This window comes from Streptomyces sp. NPDC031365 (assembly GCF_055569765.1).
In genome coordinates this window covers 32,796-48,140 of the sequence record NZ_JBVIIM010000010.1, presented here as the reverse complement: position 1 = coordinate 48,140, position 15,345 = coordinate 32,796, and the positions used below count along the sequence as shown (strand labels likewise).

Here is a 15,345-nt window from a genome sequence, read left to right as displayed (position 1 = left end):
CGCGCGCGCAGGCGGCGTCGGTAGGGTCTGCCCATGCTCCTGTGGATCAACGGCCCCTTCGGGGGCGGCGATCCGTCCGACGGCTGCCGGCACACGAGATACGACGCCGTCTGCCGGGCAGCGTCGTCTGCGACCCGGAACAACCCGGGTTCGGCCTGCACCGCATGCTTCCGCGCGAACTCCGCGGGGACTTCCGGGACCTGGAGTCCTGGCGGCGGAGCGTGGTCGAGGTCCTCGACCTCGTCCTGACCGCGCACGACGGCGTGGTGATCGCCCCCATGACCGTCACCGATCCCGGGCACTTCGCGGAGACCGTCGGCCGGCTGCGTGAACTCGGTCACGAAGTGCACCACTTCACCCTCCTCGCGGAGCGGGCGACAGTGCTGCGGCGGCTTCGCGAGCGCGGCTTCGGACACCTCCTCGGGGCCGTCATGGGCCACGCCGCCCTTCGCCGGGAGAGCTGGGCGGTACAGCGGCTCGACCACTGCCTCGAGCGGCTCGGCGAGCCCGAGTTCGCCGAGCACCTGTGGACCGACCACACCACGGTGCCGAAAACGGCGGACCGCATCGCCGTACTGGCCGGACTGACCCTGCGACCCCACCACGGGGGCCGGCTGCGGACGCGGCTGCGCCAGGCGGGGGTCGGCCTCCGGCACATCCGCTGGGACTGACCGCACACGCGGCGCGTGCCCTCAGCGCAGGATCCCCTCCAGGAAGTCACTGCCGAGCCGGGCCACGACCGTCACATCCAGTTGGTGCAGCACATACCGTCCCCGACGGCGCGTGCTGATCAGCCCGGCCTTCTTCAGCACACCCAGGTGCCGGGATATCTCCGGTGCCGTCATGCCGTGCACCTGCGCCAGCTCGCTGGTGGTGTACTCGCTGCGGGCCAGATGACGGCACATACGCATACGGACCGGATGGGACAGCGCGGTCATCCGCAGAGCGAGCTGGCCGACCGTCGGCGGGGCGGCCGGTTCGGGGGAGCCGACCGGGTAGTGCAGCACCGGCTGCCAGCCGTGCCGGTGCAGCACCATCAGGTGCGGCCGGCCGAGGCTGGTCGGGATCAGCAGCAGCCCGCCGTCGCCCGTGGCCGTCCGGCCGTCGCCCAGCTTGTCGACGGTGATGCGGCCGGCGCTCTCGTCGAGCGTCACCGCCGGGGACACCGAGGCCAGCGTCTCGGCCAGCCCCTTGTGCCGGAGCAGGTCGGACTTGAGGCGGGTGTCCGCGGCGAGCTGATGCCGCAGCCGGGCCCAGGTGCCGGCGAAGAACGCCTCGTCGCAGTCCTGGAGGAACCGCCGCAGCCAGGCCCTGGTCCGCGGCGGCTCGGCGAGCAGCCGCTCGGTGAAGCGCACCTGCTGCGGCCCCCGCGCGGCGGCCAGTTCCAGCGAGCGCCGGCGCAGCACCTCGTCGGCGAGCGGGCCGGGGCCCGGCAGGCCGTAGGGGAGGGCGCAGGTGAACTCCAGGGCGGTGTTCACGAACTGCTCGTCGGACAGCTTGTCCAGCAGGTCCAGCTCCTCGGCGAGCGTCCCGCCCGGGAGCGTCCGGCGGCCCGGTACGCCCGCGCTGGGCAGGAACAGGTCCGAGAACGTCGTCCGCCACAGGAAGTCGGCCTCGCACATGCGGTCCGCCAGATGCGGGTCCAGCCGCGAGGTCACGCCCGTGACCCAGCCCTGGAGGCCGGGGTGGTGTCCCGGCTCGGACAGCGCGTGCAGGGCCATCCCGAGCTCGGCCAGGGGGGAGGGGACGACGGAGACATCCTCCGGCCGCAGCCCCGCGATGTCGATGCTCACGCCCATGCCCACATGGTGCACCCCGCCACACCGTCCGGTGAGGAATTCCTCCCGCCCCGCCGCCCCTTCCCGCCCCGCACCCGGGGCTCCGCCCCAGACCCCGATCCTCGAACGCCGGAAGGGCTGGAGCCCGCCCTTCCGGCGTTCGGTCGACATCAGCTGCGGAGCAGCCGCCGCGCGAACTCCTCCGCCGCCGCCCGTACGTCCCCGGCCGTCCACTCCAGCCCCGCCGCCCGTACGTACACCTCCGTGAAGGACACCCCCGGCCCCTTCGGATCCCAGTGGTCGGCGAAGAGCGCGGCCCCCGTCTCCTCCGCCGCCCCGATCGCCACCTCGGCCACGACGTCGGCCTCGTACGGCAGCCACACCTGGAAGTCGTGGGTGTGCGGCACCTCGGGGTGGACCCGGAACCAGGGCAGCCCGCCCGCCTCGAGCCCTTCGCGCAAGGCGGCGGCCACCACGCGCGCGTGCCTGACGTACTCCGGCAGCCGGGGCAGCTCCCGCTCCAGGCCGATCAGCGCCGACAGCGCGGTCGGGAACTGCTGGAAGACGTTGCCCCCGTACCGGTGCCGCCAGGCCCTCGCCTCCTCGATCAGGGTCGCGGGGCCGGCGAGGGCCGCTCCGCCGTAGGCGTCGAGGGACTTGTAGAAGGACACGTAGACGCTGTCCGCGAGGCCCGCGATCTCCTCCAGCGGCCGGCCGAAGTGCTCGGTGCACTCCCACAGCCGGGCTCCGTCGAAGTGCACGACCGCCTCGCGTTCCCGCGCGGCGTCCACCACCTCGGTCAGCTCCTCCCACGTGGGCAGCACGAAACCGGCCTCCCTGAGCGGCAGTTCCAGCATCAGCGCCCCGAAGGGCTCCTCGAAGTCGCGCACCTCCGCGGCGGTGGGCAGTCGGGGCTCGTTCGTGATCCGCACCGGCCGCAACCCGCTGACCCGGCTGAACGCGTTCCGCTCATACACCTCCGGGTGGCTGAGCGGGTGCAGGGCGACCGCCGGGTCGCCGGTACGGCCGGCCCAGCAGCGCAGCGCGACCTGCTGGGCCATCGTTCCGGTCGGGAAGAACGCGGCCGTCTCGGTGCCGAGCAGAGCGGCGACCCGCTTCTCCAGGGCCTCCACGACACCGTTGCCGTAGATGTCGGAGTCCTTGTCGAGGTCGTACACGTTCCCCGCCGCCTGCAGCAGTGCCAGCCGCTCCGAGAGAGGAGCGAGGAAACCGAGGCGCGCGAGTACGCGCGGGGCACCGCGCCAGGCGGCGATCCGCCGTTCGCGCAGCGACGGCCGCGACTCGTCGTCCTTCGCCCCGGGCAGCCGCCCGCCCTCCACCGCCGTGCTGTCGTCGTCGTGTGCCGTCCCCTTCATGCCCGCGATCATCCCGCGCCCCGCCCGTGCGGGCACCCACATTTCCGCACGCGCGAGTGTCACCGCCCCGCACGGAAACCCACAGCCTGTGGACAACCGACCGCCCCCGGAACCGATCGCGTTAACATGACGAGAAATCGTCCGGTACCCCGAGCGGACTGGAACGGGAAGGCCACCGTCGCGTGAACACAACCCCACAGCCCGATCCCAGGGACCGCCCCGCGCGGCTCACCGTCGGCGTCGTCGGCGCCGGACGCGTGGGCCCCGCCCTGGCCGTGTCCCTCCAGCTCGCCGGGCACCGCCCGGTGGCCGTCTCCGCCGTCTCCGACGCCTCCCGCAGGCGCGCCGAGCAGATGCTCCCGGACGTGCCGGTGCTGCCGCCCGCCGAGGTGCTCCAGCGGTCCGAGCTGGTGCTGCTGACCGTCCCGGACGACGCGCTGCCCGAGTTGGTCTCCGGACTCGCCGACACCGGTGCGGTGCGGCCCGGCCAGCTGCTGGTGCACACCTCGGGCCGGTACGGCGCGAAGGTGCTCGACCCCGCCCTGCGCGCCGGTGCGCTGCCCATCGCCCTGCACCCGGCGATGACGTTCACCGGCACCCCCGTCGACGTGCAGCGCCTCGCCGGCTGCTCCTTCGGAGTCACCGCCCCCGACGAGTTGCGGCTGGCCGCCGGAGCCCTGGTCATCGAGATGGGCGGCGAACCGGAGTGGATCGCCGAGGAGAACCGCCCGCTCTACCACGCGGCGCTCGCCCTGGGCGCCAATCACCTGGTCACCCTCGTGGCCCAGTCCCTGGAACTGCTGCGCACCGCCGGAGTCGAGGCCCCGGACCGGATGCTCGGCCCGCTGCTCGGCGCCGCCCTGGACAACGCCCTGCGCTCCGGCGACGCGGCCCTCACCGGCCCGGTCGCGCGGGGTGACGCGGGCACGGTCGCCGCGCATGTCGCCGAGCTGCGCAGGCACTCCCCGGGGGCCGTCGCCGGCTACCTCGCCATGGCCCGCGCCACCGCCGACCGCGCCCTCGCCCACGGCCTGCTCAAGCCGGAACTCGCCGAGGACCTGCTCGGCGTGCTGGCCGACGGAGCCGCCGGAGCCGCCGGAGCAGGCGGGGCCCATGGCACCGACGGCACCGACGGCACCCCTGGGGAGGACCGATGAGCGGCGCCGCACGGCACTCCGCCGGCCCCGGCCGTACGACGACGCGCGCGTTCCCGAACGGAGCCGCCCGATGACCGCCGCCCTGCTGCGCACCGCCGCCGAACTGCACGCACGCGCGCGCACCGGCTGCCGCGCCGTCGTGATGACCATGGGCGCACTGCACGAGGGACACGCCACGCTGATCCGCACCGCGCGGGAGATCGCCGGCCCCGGCGGCGAGGTGGTGGTCACCGTCTTCGTCAACCCGCTGCAGTTCGGCGCGGGTGAGGACCTGGACCGGTACCCGCGCACTCTGGACGCCGACCTCGAGCTCGCCGGCCAGGCGGGCGCCGACGCCGTGTTCGCCCCCGCCGTGGACGAGGTGTACCCGGGCGGCGAACCGCAGGTCCGCGTCACCGCCGGCCCCATGGGGGGACGCCTGGAGGGCGCCGCGCGCCCCGGCCACTTCGACGGCATGCTCACCGTTGTCGCCAAGCTGCTCCACCTCACCCGCCCCGATATCGCGCTGTACGGCCAGAAGGACGCCCAGCAGCTCGCCCTGATCCGCCGCATGGTGCGGGACCTGAACTTCGGCGTCGAGATCGTCGGCGTCCCCACCGTCCGCGAGGAGGACGGGCTCGCCCTGTCCAGCCGCAACCGCTACCTCTCGCCCGCCGAGCGGCGCACCGCGCTCGCCCTGTCCCAGGCCCTGTTCGCGGGCCGGGACCGGCACGCGGCCCAGCAGGCGCTGCGCGCGCGTGCGCGCGAAGTGCCCGCCACACGCGCGCGTGCCGAGGCGCTCAGCGCCATGGGGGAGTCCCGCGCGGCGGCCGACACACACGCCGTCGCCACCACCGCGGGCGGGACGGCGGCGATCCGCGCCGCCGCCCGACTGGTCCTCGACGAGGCCGCCCGGCTCGACCCGCCCCTCGCACTGGACTACCTGGCCCTGGTCGATCCGTCCGACTTCACCGAGATCGGCGACGACTTCACCGGCGAGGCCGTCCTCGTCCTCGCCGCCCGTGTGGGCGGGACCCGCCTGATCGACAACGTCCCCCTGACCTTCGGAGCCGCCTCGTGACCAGCACAGGCATACGCCCGCCCGTCGCCCACCACCACCCTCGAACGAAAGCGCTTCGCGCTCGCCCCCGTCTGCATGCGCCCGCGCCCGGGTGGTCCATCGACGCGGACGTCGTGGTCGTCGGCTCCGGCGTCGCCGGCCTCACCGCGGCACTGCGGTGCGAGGCAGCCGGCCTCACCACGGTGGTCGTCACCAAGGCCCGCCTCGACGACGGCTCCACCCGCTGGGCCCAGGGCGGTATCGCCGCCGCCCTCGGCGACGGCGACACCCCCGAGCAGCACCTGGACGACACCCTGGTCGCCGGCGCCGGCCTGTGCGACGAGGAAGCGGTCCGCATCCTGGTCACCGAGGGCCCCGACGCCGTACGCCGCCTCATCGCGACCGGCGCGCACTTCGACGAGTCCACCGAGGGCGGCCTCGCCCTCACCCGTGAGGGCGGCCACCACCGCCGCCGCATCGCCCACGCGGGCGGCGACGCCACCGGCGCGGAGATCTCCCGCGCCCTTGTCGAGGCGGTCCGCGCGCGGGGCCTGCGCACCATCGAGAACGCCCTCGTCCTGGACCTCCTCACGGACGCCGACGGCCGCGCCGCCGGCGTCACCCTGCACGTCATGGGCGAGGGCCAGCACGACGGCGTCGGGGCCGTCCACGCCCCCGCCGTGGTCCTGGCCACCGGGGGCATGGGCCAGGTCTTCTCGGCGACCACGAACCCCTCCGTCTCCACCGGCGACGGCGTGGCCCTCGCCCTTCGCGCGGGCGCCGAGGTGAGCGACCTCGAGTTCGTCCAGTTCCACCCCACGGTCCTCTTCCTCGGCCCGGACGCGGAAGGCCAGCAGCCCCTGGTCTCCGAGGCGGTACGCGGCGAGGGCGCCCACCTGGTGGACGCCGACGGGGTGCGCTTCATGCAGGGGCAGCACGAACTCGCCGAACTGGCCCCCCGCGACATCGTCGCCAAGGGCATCATGCGGCGCATGCGGGAGCAGGACGCCGAGCACATGTACCTCGACGCCCGCCACTTCGGCGCGGAGATGTGGGAGCACCGCTTCCCCACGATCCTCGCCGCCTGCCGCGCCCACGGCATCGACCCGGTCACCGAGCCCGTCCCGGTCGCCCCGGCCGCCCACTACGCCTCCGGCGGCGTCCGCACCGACTCCCACGGCCGCACCACCGTGCCGGGCCTGTACGCGTGCGGCGAGGTCGCGTGCACCGGCGTGCACGGGGCCAACCGCCTCGCCTCCAACTCCCTCCTCGAAGGCCTGGTCTACGCCGAGAGCATCGCCGCCGACATCGCACGCACCGGAACCCTCCACGCGCGCGTGCCGCAGCCGCTGCCCCCCACGGAGCGCCCCGCCCACCCCCTCCTCCCCCCGGAGGCCCGCTTCACCATCCAGCGGACCATGACCCGGGGAGCGGGCGTACTGCGTTCCGAGGCGTCCCTGTCCGAGGCCGCCGACCGTCTCCACCGCCTCCACGCCGACGCGCGCGACGCCCTCGACGAGGACGGCAAGACCGCCGAGCCGGGCGTCGACACCTGGGAGGCCACCAACCTCCTGTGTGTGGCCCGCGTCCTGGTCGCCGCGGCGCGGCGGCGTGAGGAGACCCGCGGCTGCCACTGGCGCGAGGACCACCCGGAGCGCGACGACACGACCTGGCGCCGGCACATCGTCGTACGGCTGAATCCGGACCGCTCGCTGGCGGCGCACACCACCGGCACCACAGACTTCCCCCCGACCCTCCCCCAGCCCCAGGAGCAGTGACAGCAGTGACCACCCCCGACCTTCCCCTCGTTTCCTCCGGCGGCTGTGGCGACGGCTGTGCCTGCGGCGCCGACGAGGAGACCTACCTGGAGTGCGGCCTCGACCCCGCGCTCGCCCAGCTCCTCGCCGACGCGGGCCTCGACCCCGTGGAGGTCGAGGACATCGCCAACGTGGCTCTCCAGGAGGACCTGGCCCACGGCGTGGACGTGACCACGGTCGCGACCATCCCGGAGGACGCCGTCGCCACCGCCGACTTCACCGCGCGCGAGGCGGGTACGGTGGCGGGCCTCAGGATCGCCGAGGCGGTCATGTCGATCGTCTGCACGGAGGAGTTCGAGGTCGAACGCCACGCGGAGGACGGCGACCGCGTGGAAGCCGGCCAGACCCTGCTCTCGGTCACGACCCGGACGCGCGACATCCTCACCGCGGAGCGCAGCGCCCTGAACCTCCTGTGCCGCCTGTCGGGCATCGCCACCGCCACGCGCGCGTGGGCGGACGCCCTCGACGGCACCAAGGCCAAGGTCCGCGACACCCGCAAGACCACTCCGGGCCTGCGCAGCCTGGAGAAGTTCGCCGTGCGCTGCGGTGGCGGAGTCAACCACCGCATGTCCCTCTCGGACGCGGCTCTGGTGAAGGACAACCACGTGGTGGCGGCCGGCGGCGTCGCCGAGGCCTTCAACGCGGTCCGCGAGCGCTTCCCCGACGTCCCGATCGAGGTCGAGGTCGACACCCTGCACCAGCTCCGCGAGGTCCTGGACGCCGGCGCCGACCTGATCCTGCTGGACAACTTCACCCCGGGGGAGTGTGCTGAGGCGGTGGACCTCGTCCAGGGCCGCGCGGCCCTGGAGGCCTCCGGGCGCCTCACCCTCACAGGCGCCAAGGCGTACGCCGACACGGGCGTCGACTACCTGGCGGTGGGAGCCCTCACCCACTCCTCGCCGATCCTGGACATCGGCCTCGACCTGCGAGCGGCGGAGTAGGACCGGTCATGCTGCTGACGATCGACGTAGGCAACACGCACACCGTCCTGGGCCTCTTCGACGGCGACGACATCGTCGAACACTGGCGCATCTCCACGGACGCGCGCCGCACGGCGGACGAGCTCGCGGTCCTCCTCCAGGGCCTCATGGGCATGCACCCGCTCCTCGGCGACGAGTTGGGCGACGGCATCGACGGCATCGCGATCTGTGCGACGGTCCCCTCCGTCCTGCACGAACTGCGCGAGGTCACCCGTCGGTACTACGGGGACGTCCCCGCGATCCTCGTGGAGCCGGGCGTGAAGACGGGCGTGCCGATCCTCACCGACAACCCCAAGGAGGTCGGCGCGGACCGCATCATCAACGCGGTCGCGGCCGTCGACCTCTACGGCGGTCCGGCCGTCGTCGTCGACTTCGGCACGGCGACGACGTTCGACGCGGTCAGCGCGCGCGGGGAGTACGTCGGTGGTGTCATCGCGCCCGGCATCGAGATCTCCGTCGAGGCACTCGGCGTCCGCGGCGCGCAGCTGCGCAAGATCGAGGTGGCGCGGCCGCGGAGCGTGATCGGGAAGAACACGGTCGAGGCGATGCAGTCCGGCATCATCTACGGCTTCGCGGGCCAGGTCGACGGCGTGGTCAACCGTATGGCCCGGGAGCTGGCGGACGATCCCGACGAGGTGACGGTGATCGCGACAGGTGGGCTGGCGCCGATGGTGCTGGGCGAGAGCTCGGTCATCGACGAGCACGAGCCGTGGCTGACCTTGGTCGGCCTCCGTCTGGTGTACGAGCGGAACGTGTCGCGCATGTAGCGCTGCACGGTGCCGGGGTGGGCCGGGCGGGGGCGGGTTCCGCGGCCCGCCCGGCCCGGTGTCCGGGCGCCGACGGGTCCGGGAGCCGTGACGTCGGGCGTCCCGCCCACCCGGGTGGCGCCGGCGCCACACCAAAGCCCTATATGCGTGGTTTGTCTGATTAGCGCGTATCGTCGCAGCATGCCCACGCCCTACGGATCCCGCGGCGGCATGGTGTTCGGTGCGGAGGAGCTGCGCGTGCTCCGCCGCGCCCTCGCCCTCGCCCTGCATCCCACCCCCGCCACGGCCGACGACGTCCAGGACTGCCTCAGTCTCGCCGACTCCCTCGACGAGGCGGCGCGGGAGAGTGCCCGGCTGCGTGCCTTCCTCCTGGCCGACCTCGGCCGCTACCGCGCCGCCCTCCCCGGCACCACAGCCGGCTACCTCACGCTCCTTGAGGAGGCGTTGGGCGCCGGATACCCACCCCACCCCGATGATCTGGCCGCCCTCCGCGCCCTGCGCGGCAACCCCGCCGCCGCCGCTCTCCTGCACCACTGTGAACGCGCCCGCCTCACGGTTCTTCCGGGAGGTCGGGCGGCCGCCGCCGAAGAACAGGAGAAGGACAAGGACAAGGGCAAGGACAAGGACAAGCCCGCGGAGAGGCCGTCGCGGCCCCATCCCGCACCGAACCCCGCTCCCACCCCCGCTCCCACCCCCGCTCCCGCTCCCGGCACCCCCAAGCCCACCCGTCCCGTCCCCACCCCGGGCGAGGTCTTCCCCCGCCGCAAACGCACGCCCCCTCCGTCCGGCCGGCACCTGGCCGTGGGCTGACGGCTCCGTCTGGCTACCCTGGAGTCATGGACTACGTCTCCGCGCTCCTCCCTCCGGTCGTCATGGCCGTCCTCTTCATCAGCGTCATCCGAGTGATCGTGAAGACTCAGGGCGGCGCCAACAAGGCCAAGGAGGACGCCGCCGTCGACGCGGCCCTCGCGAGGGCGGAGGCCGCCGACCCTTCCCCCGGGGCCGCCTCCCCCAAGGCCGAGGCCTGACCCCGGCGCACGGCCCGGCCCACACCGCCCTCAGGGCGTACGACCTCCATTCGTACGCCCTTTTTGTGCATGTTTGCCATTGATGGTGCCCGTCCGGCACGCCATGGACGGGATCTCCCACTATTGTTCTGAGTTGTGCCTCGCCCCTTGGGAGAACTCGAAGACGCGGTCATGACGCGGGTGTGGAAGTGGAACCGCCCGGTGACCGTTCGGGAAGTCCTGGAAGACCTGCAGAAGGAACGGTCCATCGCGTACACGACAGTGATGACCGTTCTGGACAATCTCCATCAGAAGGGCTGGGTACGCCGAGAAGTCGAAGGCCGGGCCTATCGATATGAGGCGGTCTCCACTCGCGCCGCCTACGCCGCGGCACTGATGAACGAAGCGTGGTCGCAGAGCGACAACGCCGCCGCCGCTCTCGTGGCCTTCTTCGGCATGATGAGCGAGGAACAGCGCCGGGCTCTCACCGACGCGGTACGGATCGTCCAGCCCGCGGAAACCACCGATGAGAACCCCGGCTCCGCCGAGGACCGCGGCGGACGATAGCGTCCGTTCATGTCAGCAGACAGCCCCGAAGTCACCGCAAATGCCCTCACGGTCCGGCGGGCCCGCACCAGCGATGTGCAGGCCGTGCGCCGTCTCCTTGACGCCTACGTCCGCGGCGGCATCCTGCTCGACAAAGCGACGGTGACGCTTTACGAGGACATCCAGGAGTTCTGGGTCGCGGAACGGGACGACAACGCGGAGGTGGTCGGCTGCGGCGCCCTGCACGTGATGTGGGAAGACCTCGCGGAAGTCCGCACTCTGGCCGTGAAGCCGGGTCTGAAGGGCGCCGGCGTCGGACACCGGTTGCTGGGGAAGTTGCTGGAGACGGCCCGCCGGCTCGGTGTTCGGCGCGTATTCTGCCTGACCTTCGAAGTGGACTTCTTCAGCAAGCACGGCTTCGTCGAGATCGGGGAGACCCCCGTCGACACCGATGTGTACGCGGAGCTGCTGCGTTCCTATGACGAGGGCGTCGCGGAGTTCCTCGGTCTCGAACGCGTGAAACCGAACACCTTGGGCAACAGCCGGATGCTTCTGCATCTGTGATCACCGGGCGATTCGGCACAGGATCCCTTGCCGCAGGGGCCCTATGTCCGAAACGCGCACGTTTCCGTACCCGCTGCGGGCATCGGATCTCTGCCGGGGGTTTGTGTTTTTACGGCAAAAGCGGTTTGCTTTCCGGAGTGCTGCAGTACTGCATATAACAAGGGGCGGCGATACGGCGGACGCCGGCACACCCCGCCCCTCACGTTATCGATGAAAGGAAATCCGGTGGCACAGAAGGTTCAGGTCCTTCTTGTCGACGACCTCGACGGCGGCGAGGCGGACGAGACCGTGACGTTCGCGTTGGACGGCAAGACGTACGAGATCGATCTCACCACCGCCAATGCGGACAAGCTCCGCGGCCTTCTCGAGCCTTACGTGAAGGGCGGTCGTCGCACCGGAGGCCGCGCTTCGGGTGGGCGTGGAAAGGCGCGTGCTTCTTCCGGCGGCGGCCAGGACACCGCGGCCATCCGCGCCTGGGCGAAGGAGAACGGTTACGAGGTCAACGACCGCGGTCGTGTTCCGGCATCCATCCGCGAGGCCTACGAAAAGGCCAACGGCTGACCGTCGGTCCGTGCGGCGGCGGCCGCACACGCGCGCCGCAGCCGAACCCGGTGGACCTGTGTCGCCACGGTGTTCACCAGCCGCACGAGATCCGGGGGGCCCGCACAGGCCCCGCCGACACCCCTCGTGCCCATCGCCGACAGCGTCGGCAGCGAGGCCTCGGCCTCGAGTCCCGGCCCGGGGGGCCGCAGCCATACGGCGGCCCCCTGCGAACCGTCCCCCACGCGCGCGCGGGTGCCGCGGGGCCGGGCCCCGTCCCCGGTGCCGTCCGCGCCGGAGCCGACGGGACAGGGGGCCTCCATGAGACCCCCGGCCCCGATCGCCGTCAGGTCCAGCTCCGGCGGTGCGCCCCAGTCCAGCCACTCCAGCAGCCCCGGCAGTTCCTCCGCACTGCCCGCGGCCACCAGCAGCCGCATCCGGCCGCCGGAGAGGGCCACCGGGAAGCCCCGACCGAAGCGCCCCAGGCGCTCCAGCGCCGGGTACCCCGCCTCGACGGGCACGTCGAGCACGTCGAACAGCACCCCCACCGCCAGTCGCACCGGAGCCCCGGGCACCGTGGGCCAGTCCAGCACGTTCTCGTACCAGTGCCTGACCTCGTCGTCACTCGGTGTGAGCGGCCGGCGGGGGCGCGGGACGCCGGCGGAGTGGATGCCAACCATGCCCCGCGCAACTGTGCGAAGGCAGGGAAGGTTACGCTGGGTGTGTACGCGCATGCAGGGAGTGGCGAACGAGGGAGCGCGCGGGGATGCGGGCAGGCGCAAGGTTGTTCGCCCGTAGCGGAGGGAACCCGTGCACTCGGCATGGACTGTCCGTAGCAGGGGGTAAGACATCCCTAGTGGGAGGGGGCGACACGCAGGACGGCACGCCTCCCGTTCGCCACGGGCGTACTGGCGATGGGGGTAACTGCCTGGCCTGCGGGAACATCGTCTCGCACCATCGGGTTGGAGGAGATGTCGGCGTGAGCGGGGTCAGGAGGCCATCGACGGTGTCGGCAGTTGGAATGAGCGGTCCCCGCTTGCGGGACTAAGCTGCGGAAGGACAGGGAGGGGAAGTTCCCCCCACTGCCTGACCGCTCTGAGGAGCGATTAACGATGTTCGAGAGGTTCACCGACCGCGCGCGGCGGGTTGTCGTCCTGGCTCAGGAAGAAGCCCGGATGCTCAACCACAACTACATCGGCACCGAGCACATCCTCCTGGGCCTGATCCACGAGGGTGAGGGTGTCGCCGCCAAGGCCCTTGAGAGCCTCGGGATTTCGCTCGAGGCGGTCCGCCAGCAGGTGGAGGAGATCATCGGGCAGGGCCAGCAGGCCCCGTCGGGTCACATTCCCTTCACCCCCCGTGCCAAGAAGGTTCTGGAGCTGTCGCTCCGCGAGGCCCTTCAGCTGGGCCACAACTACATCGGCACGGAGCACATCCTGCTCGGCCTGATCCGTGAGGGCGAGGGCGTCGCCGCCCAGGTCCTGGTCAAGCTGGGCGCTGATCTGAACCGCGTGCGGCAGCAGGTGATCCAGCTGCTCTCCGGTTACCAGGGCAAGGAGACCGCCACCGCCGGCGGTCCTGCGGAGGGCACGCCTTCCACGTCCCTGGTCCTCGACCAGTTCGGCCGGAACCTCACCCAGGCCGCTCGTGAGTCCAAGCTCGACCCGGTCATCGGGCGCGAGAAGGAGATCGAGCGGGTCATGCAGGTGCTGTCCCGCCGTACCAAGAACAACCCGGTACTGATCGGTGAGCCCGGCGTCGGCAAGACCGCCGTCGTGGAGGGCCTCGCCCAGGCCATCGTCAAGGGCGAGGTGCCCGAGACCCTCAAGGACAAGCACCTCTACACCCTGGACCTCGGTGCCCTGGTCGCCGGCTCCCGCTACCGCGGTGACTTCGAGGAGCGCCTGAAGAAGGTGCTCAAGGAGATCCGCACCCGCGGCGACATCATCCTGTTCATCGACGAGCTGCACACGCTGGTCGGTGCGGGTGCCGCCGAGGGCGCCATCGACGCCGCCTCCATCCTGAAGCCGATGCTGGCCCGCGGCGAGCTGCAGACCATCGGTGCGACCACGCTGGACGAGTACCGCAAGCACCTGGAGAAGGACGCGGCCCTCGAGCGCCGCTTCCAGCCGATCCAGGTCGCCGAACCCTCCCTGCCGCACACGATCGAGATCCTCAAGGGTCTCCGCGACCGCTACGAGGCGCACCACCGCGTCTCCATCACGGACGAGGCCCTGGTCCAGGCCGCCACCCTGGCCGACCGCTACATCTCGGACCGCTTCCTGCCGGACAAGGCGATCGACCTGATCGACGAGGCCGGCTCGCGGATGCGTATCCGCCGGATGACCGCGCCGCCGGACCTGCGCGAGTTCGACGAGAAGATCGCCGGTGTCCGCCGGGACAAGGAGTCCGCGATCGACTCGCAGGACTTCGAGAAGGCCGCCTCCCTGCGCGACAAGGAGAAGCAGCTCCTGGCCGCCAAGGCGAAGCGGGAGAAGGAGTGGAAGGCCGGCGACATGGATGTCGTCGCGGAGGTCGACGGCGACCTGATCGCCGAGGTCCTCGCCACGGCGACCGGCATTCCGGTCTTCAAGCTGACGGAGGAGGAGTCGTCCCGCCTGCTGCGCATGGAGGACGAGCTCCACAAGCGGGTCATCGGCCAGAAGGACGCCGTCAAGGCGCTGTCCAAGGCGATCCGCCGCACCCGGGCCGGTCTGAAGGACCCGAAGCGTCCCGGTGGCTCGTTCATCTTCGCCGGCCCCTCCGGTGTCGGTAAGACCGAGCTCTCCAAGGCCCTCGCCGAGTTCCTCTTCGGTGACGAGGACGCGCTGATCTCCCTCGACATGTCGGAGTTCAGCGAGAAGCACACGGTCTCGCGCCTCTTCGGTTCGCCCCCCGGCTACGTGGGCTACGAGGAGGGCGGCCAGCTGACGGAGAAGGTGCGCCGCAAGCCGTTCTCGGTCGTTCTCTTCGACGAGGTCGAGAAGGCCCACCCGGACATCTTCAACTCGCTGCTGCAGATCCTGGAGGACGGTCGCCTGACCGACTCCCAGGGCCGGGTCGTGGACTTCAAGAACACGGTCATCATCATGACGACCAACCTCGGCACCCGGGACATCTCCAAGGGCTTCAACCTGGGCTTCGCCGCCGCGGGCGACACGAAGACCAACTACGACCGCATGAAGAACAAGGTCTCGGACGAACTCAAGCAGCACTTCCGTCCCGAGTTCCTCAACCGTGTCGACGACGTGGTGGTCTTCCCGCAGCTCACGCAGGACGACATCCTGCAGATCGTCGACCTGATGATCGAGAAGGTGGACGAGCGGCTGAAGGACCGGGACATGGGCATCGAGCTGTCCCAGCCGGCCAAGGAACTGCTGTCCAAGAGGGGCTACGACCCCGTGCTGGGCGCCCGTCCGCTGCGCCGGACCATCCAGCGCGAGATCGAGGACTCGCTGTCGGAGAAGATCCTCTTCGGCGAGCTGCGTCCCGGTCACATCGTGGTCGTGGACATCGAGGGCGAGGGCGAGTCCCAGACCTTCACCTTCCGTGGTGAGGAGAAGTCGGCCCTGCCCGACGTCCCGCCGATCGAGCAGGCGGCCGGCGGGGCCGGCCCGAACCTGAGCAAGGACGCGTAGCCGCTGCGGCGCTCGGCCTGAACGAAGAAGGGGTCTGGGGGGGGGGGGGGGGGGGAGGGGGGGGGGGGGGGGGCGGGGGTGGGGGGGGGGGGGGTCTTTTTTTTTTTGCTCCTACTACTTCCCCTTCCTCTTTTCT

14 protein-coding genes and 1 pseudogene are annotated in these 15,345 nt (G+C 71.7%); 12 read left to right on the top strand and 3 right to left on the bottom strand.

Translation table 11 applies throughout. From position 1 onward, the window contains the following. Nucleotides 1–33: 33 nt before the first annotated feature. Nucleotides 34–671, top strand: a pseudogene (locus tag ACZ5C2_RS16980) (ATP-binding protein). Nucleotides 672–692: 21 nt separating this feature from the next. On the opposite strand, the gene ACZ5C2_RS16975 reads toward ACZ5C2_RS16980, so the two are convergent. Continuing rightward, complete coding sequence (locus tag ACZ5C2_RS16975) at nucleotides 693–1,799, bottom strand: DUF5937 family protein (RefSeq protein ID WP_468791123.1); 1,107 nt, start codon at nucleotides 1,797–1,799, stop codon at nucleotides 693–695. Nucleotides 1,800–1,948: 149 nt separating this feature from the next. Continuing rightward, a complete protein-coding gene (locus ACZ5C2_RS16970; protein WP_468791522.1) occupies nucleotides 1,949–3,166 on the bottom strand; it encodes a threonine aldolase family protein in 1,218 nt (405 codons plus the stop codon). Between the two features lie 170 nt (nucleotides 3,167–3,336). Between ACZ5C2_RS16970 and ACZ5C2_RS16965 the strand changes: the two genes are divergently transcribed. The 10 genes from ACZ5C2_RS16965 (at nucleotide 3,337) to ACZ5C2_RS16920 (ending at nucleotide 11,592) form a co-directional block, all read left to right on the top strand. Further along, nucleotides 3,337–4,311, top strand: a complete 975-nt coding sequence (locus tag ACZ5C2_RS16965; protein WP_468791121.1) for a Rossmann-like and DUF2520 domain-containing protein — start codon at nucleotides 3,337–3,339, stop codon at nucleotides 4,309–4,311. A 70-nt stretch (nucleotides 4,312–4,381) separates the two neighbouring features. Continuing rightward, complete coding sequence (gene panC / locus ACZ5C2_RS16960) at nucleotides 4,382–5,371, top strand: pantoate--beta-alanine ligase (RefSeq protein WP_468791119.1); 990 nt, start codon at nucleotides 4,382–4,384, stop codon at nucleotides 5,369–5,371. An 11-nt stretch (nucleotides 5,372–5,382) separates the two neighbouring features. Continuing rightward, complete coding sequence (locus tag ACZ5C2_RS16955) at nucleotides 5,383–7,128, top strand: L-aspartate oxidase (protein ID WP_468791519.1); 1,746 nt, start codon at nucleotides 5,383–5,385, stop codon at nucleotides 7,126–7,128. A gap of 5 nt (nucleotides 7,129–7,133) precedes the next feature. Then, nucleotides 7,134–8,108, top strand: a complete 975-nt coding sequence (nadC, locus tag ACZ5C2_RS16950; protein ID WP_468791117.1) for a carboxylating nicotinate-nucleotide diphosphorylase — start codon at nucleotides 7,134–7,136, stop codon at nucleotides 8,106–8,108. An 8-nt stretch (nucleotides 8,109–8,116) separates the two neighbouring features. Continuing rightward, nucleotides 8,117–8,914 carry a type III pantothenate kinase gene (locus tag ACZ5C2_RS16945; protein WP_468791115.1) on the top strand — a complete coding sequence of 266 codons (798 nt, stop codon included), beginning with the start codon at nucleotides 8,117–8,119 and terminating at the stop codon, nucleotides 8,912–8,914. Between the two features lie 180 nt (nucleotides 8,915–9,094). Further along, nucleotides 9,095–9,724 (top strand): hypothetical protein, encoded by a 630-nt coding sequence (locus ACZ5C2_RS16940; RefSeq protein ID WP_468791113.1) that lies wholly within the window; start codon nucleotides 9,095–9,097, stop codon nucleotides 9,722–9,724. A 26-nt stretch (nucleotides 9,725–9,750) separates the two neighbouring features. Further along, nucleotides 9,751–9,942, top strand: coding sequence for a hypothetical protein (locus tag ACZ5C2_RS16935; RefSeq protein WP_468791111.1), 192 nt, complete (start codon nucleotides 9,751–9,753; stop codon nucleotides 9,940–9,942). A 147-nt stretch (nucleotides 9,943–10,089) separates the two neighbouring features. Next, a complete protein-coding gene (locus ACZ5C2_RS16930) occupies nucleotides 10,090–10,488 on the top strand; it encodes a BlaI/MecI/CopY family transcriptional regulator (protein WP_468791109.1) in 399 nt (132 codons plus the stop codon). A gap of 9 nt (nucleotides 10,489–10,497) precedes the next feature. Beyond that, nucleotides 10,498–11,031 carry an amino-acid N-acetyltransferase gene (locus tag ACZ5C2_RS16925; RefSeq protein ID WP_468791107.1) on the top strand — a complete coding sequence of 178 codons (534 nt, stop codon included), beginning with the start codon at nucleotides 10,498–10,500 and terminating at the stop codon, nucleotides 11,029–11,031. Nucleotides 11,032–11,256: 225 nt separating this feature from the next. Continuing rightward, nucleotides 11,257–11,592 (top strand): histone-like nucleoid-structuring protein Lsr2, encoded by a 336-nt coding sequence (locus ACZ5C2_RS16920; protein WP_468791105.1) that lies wholly within the window; start codon nucleotides 11,257–11,259, stop codon nucleotides 11,590–11,592. On the opposite strand, the gene ACZ5C2_RS16915 is transcribed toward ACZ5C2_RS16920, so the two are convergent. Continuing rightward, nucleotides 11,571–12,251, bottom strand: coding sequence for an SCO3374 family protein (locus ACZ5C2_RS16915; RefSeq protein WP_468791103.1), 681 nt, complete (start codon nucleotides 12,249–12,251; stop codon nucleotides 11,571–11,573). The two genes, ACZ5C2_RS16920 and ACZ5C2_RS16915, sit on opposite strands and share 22 nt — an antisense overlap. A 432-nt stretch (nucleotides 12,252–12,683) precedes the next feature. Here ACZ5C2_RS16915 and ACZ5C2_RS16910 point away from each other — a divergent pair, with 432 nt between their 5' ends. Then, entirely contained in the window at nucleotides 12,684–15,209 is a 2,526-nt protein-coding gene (locus ACZ5C2_RS16910; protein ID WP_360410015.1) for an ATP-dependent Clp protease ATP-binding subunit, read from the top strand. Nucleotides 15,210–15,345 lie beyond the last annotated feature (136 nt).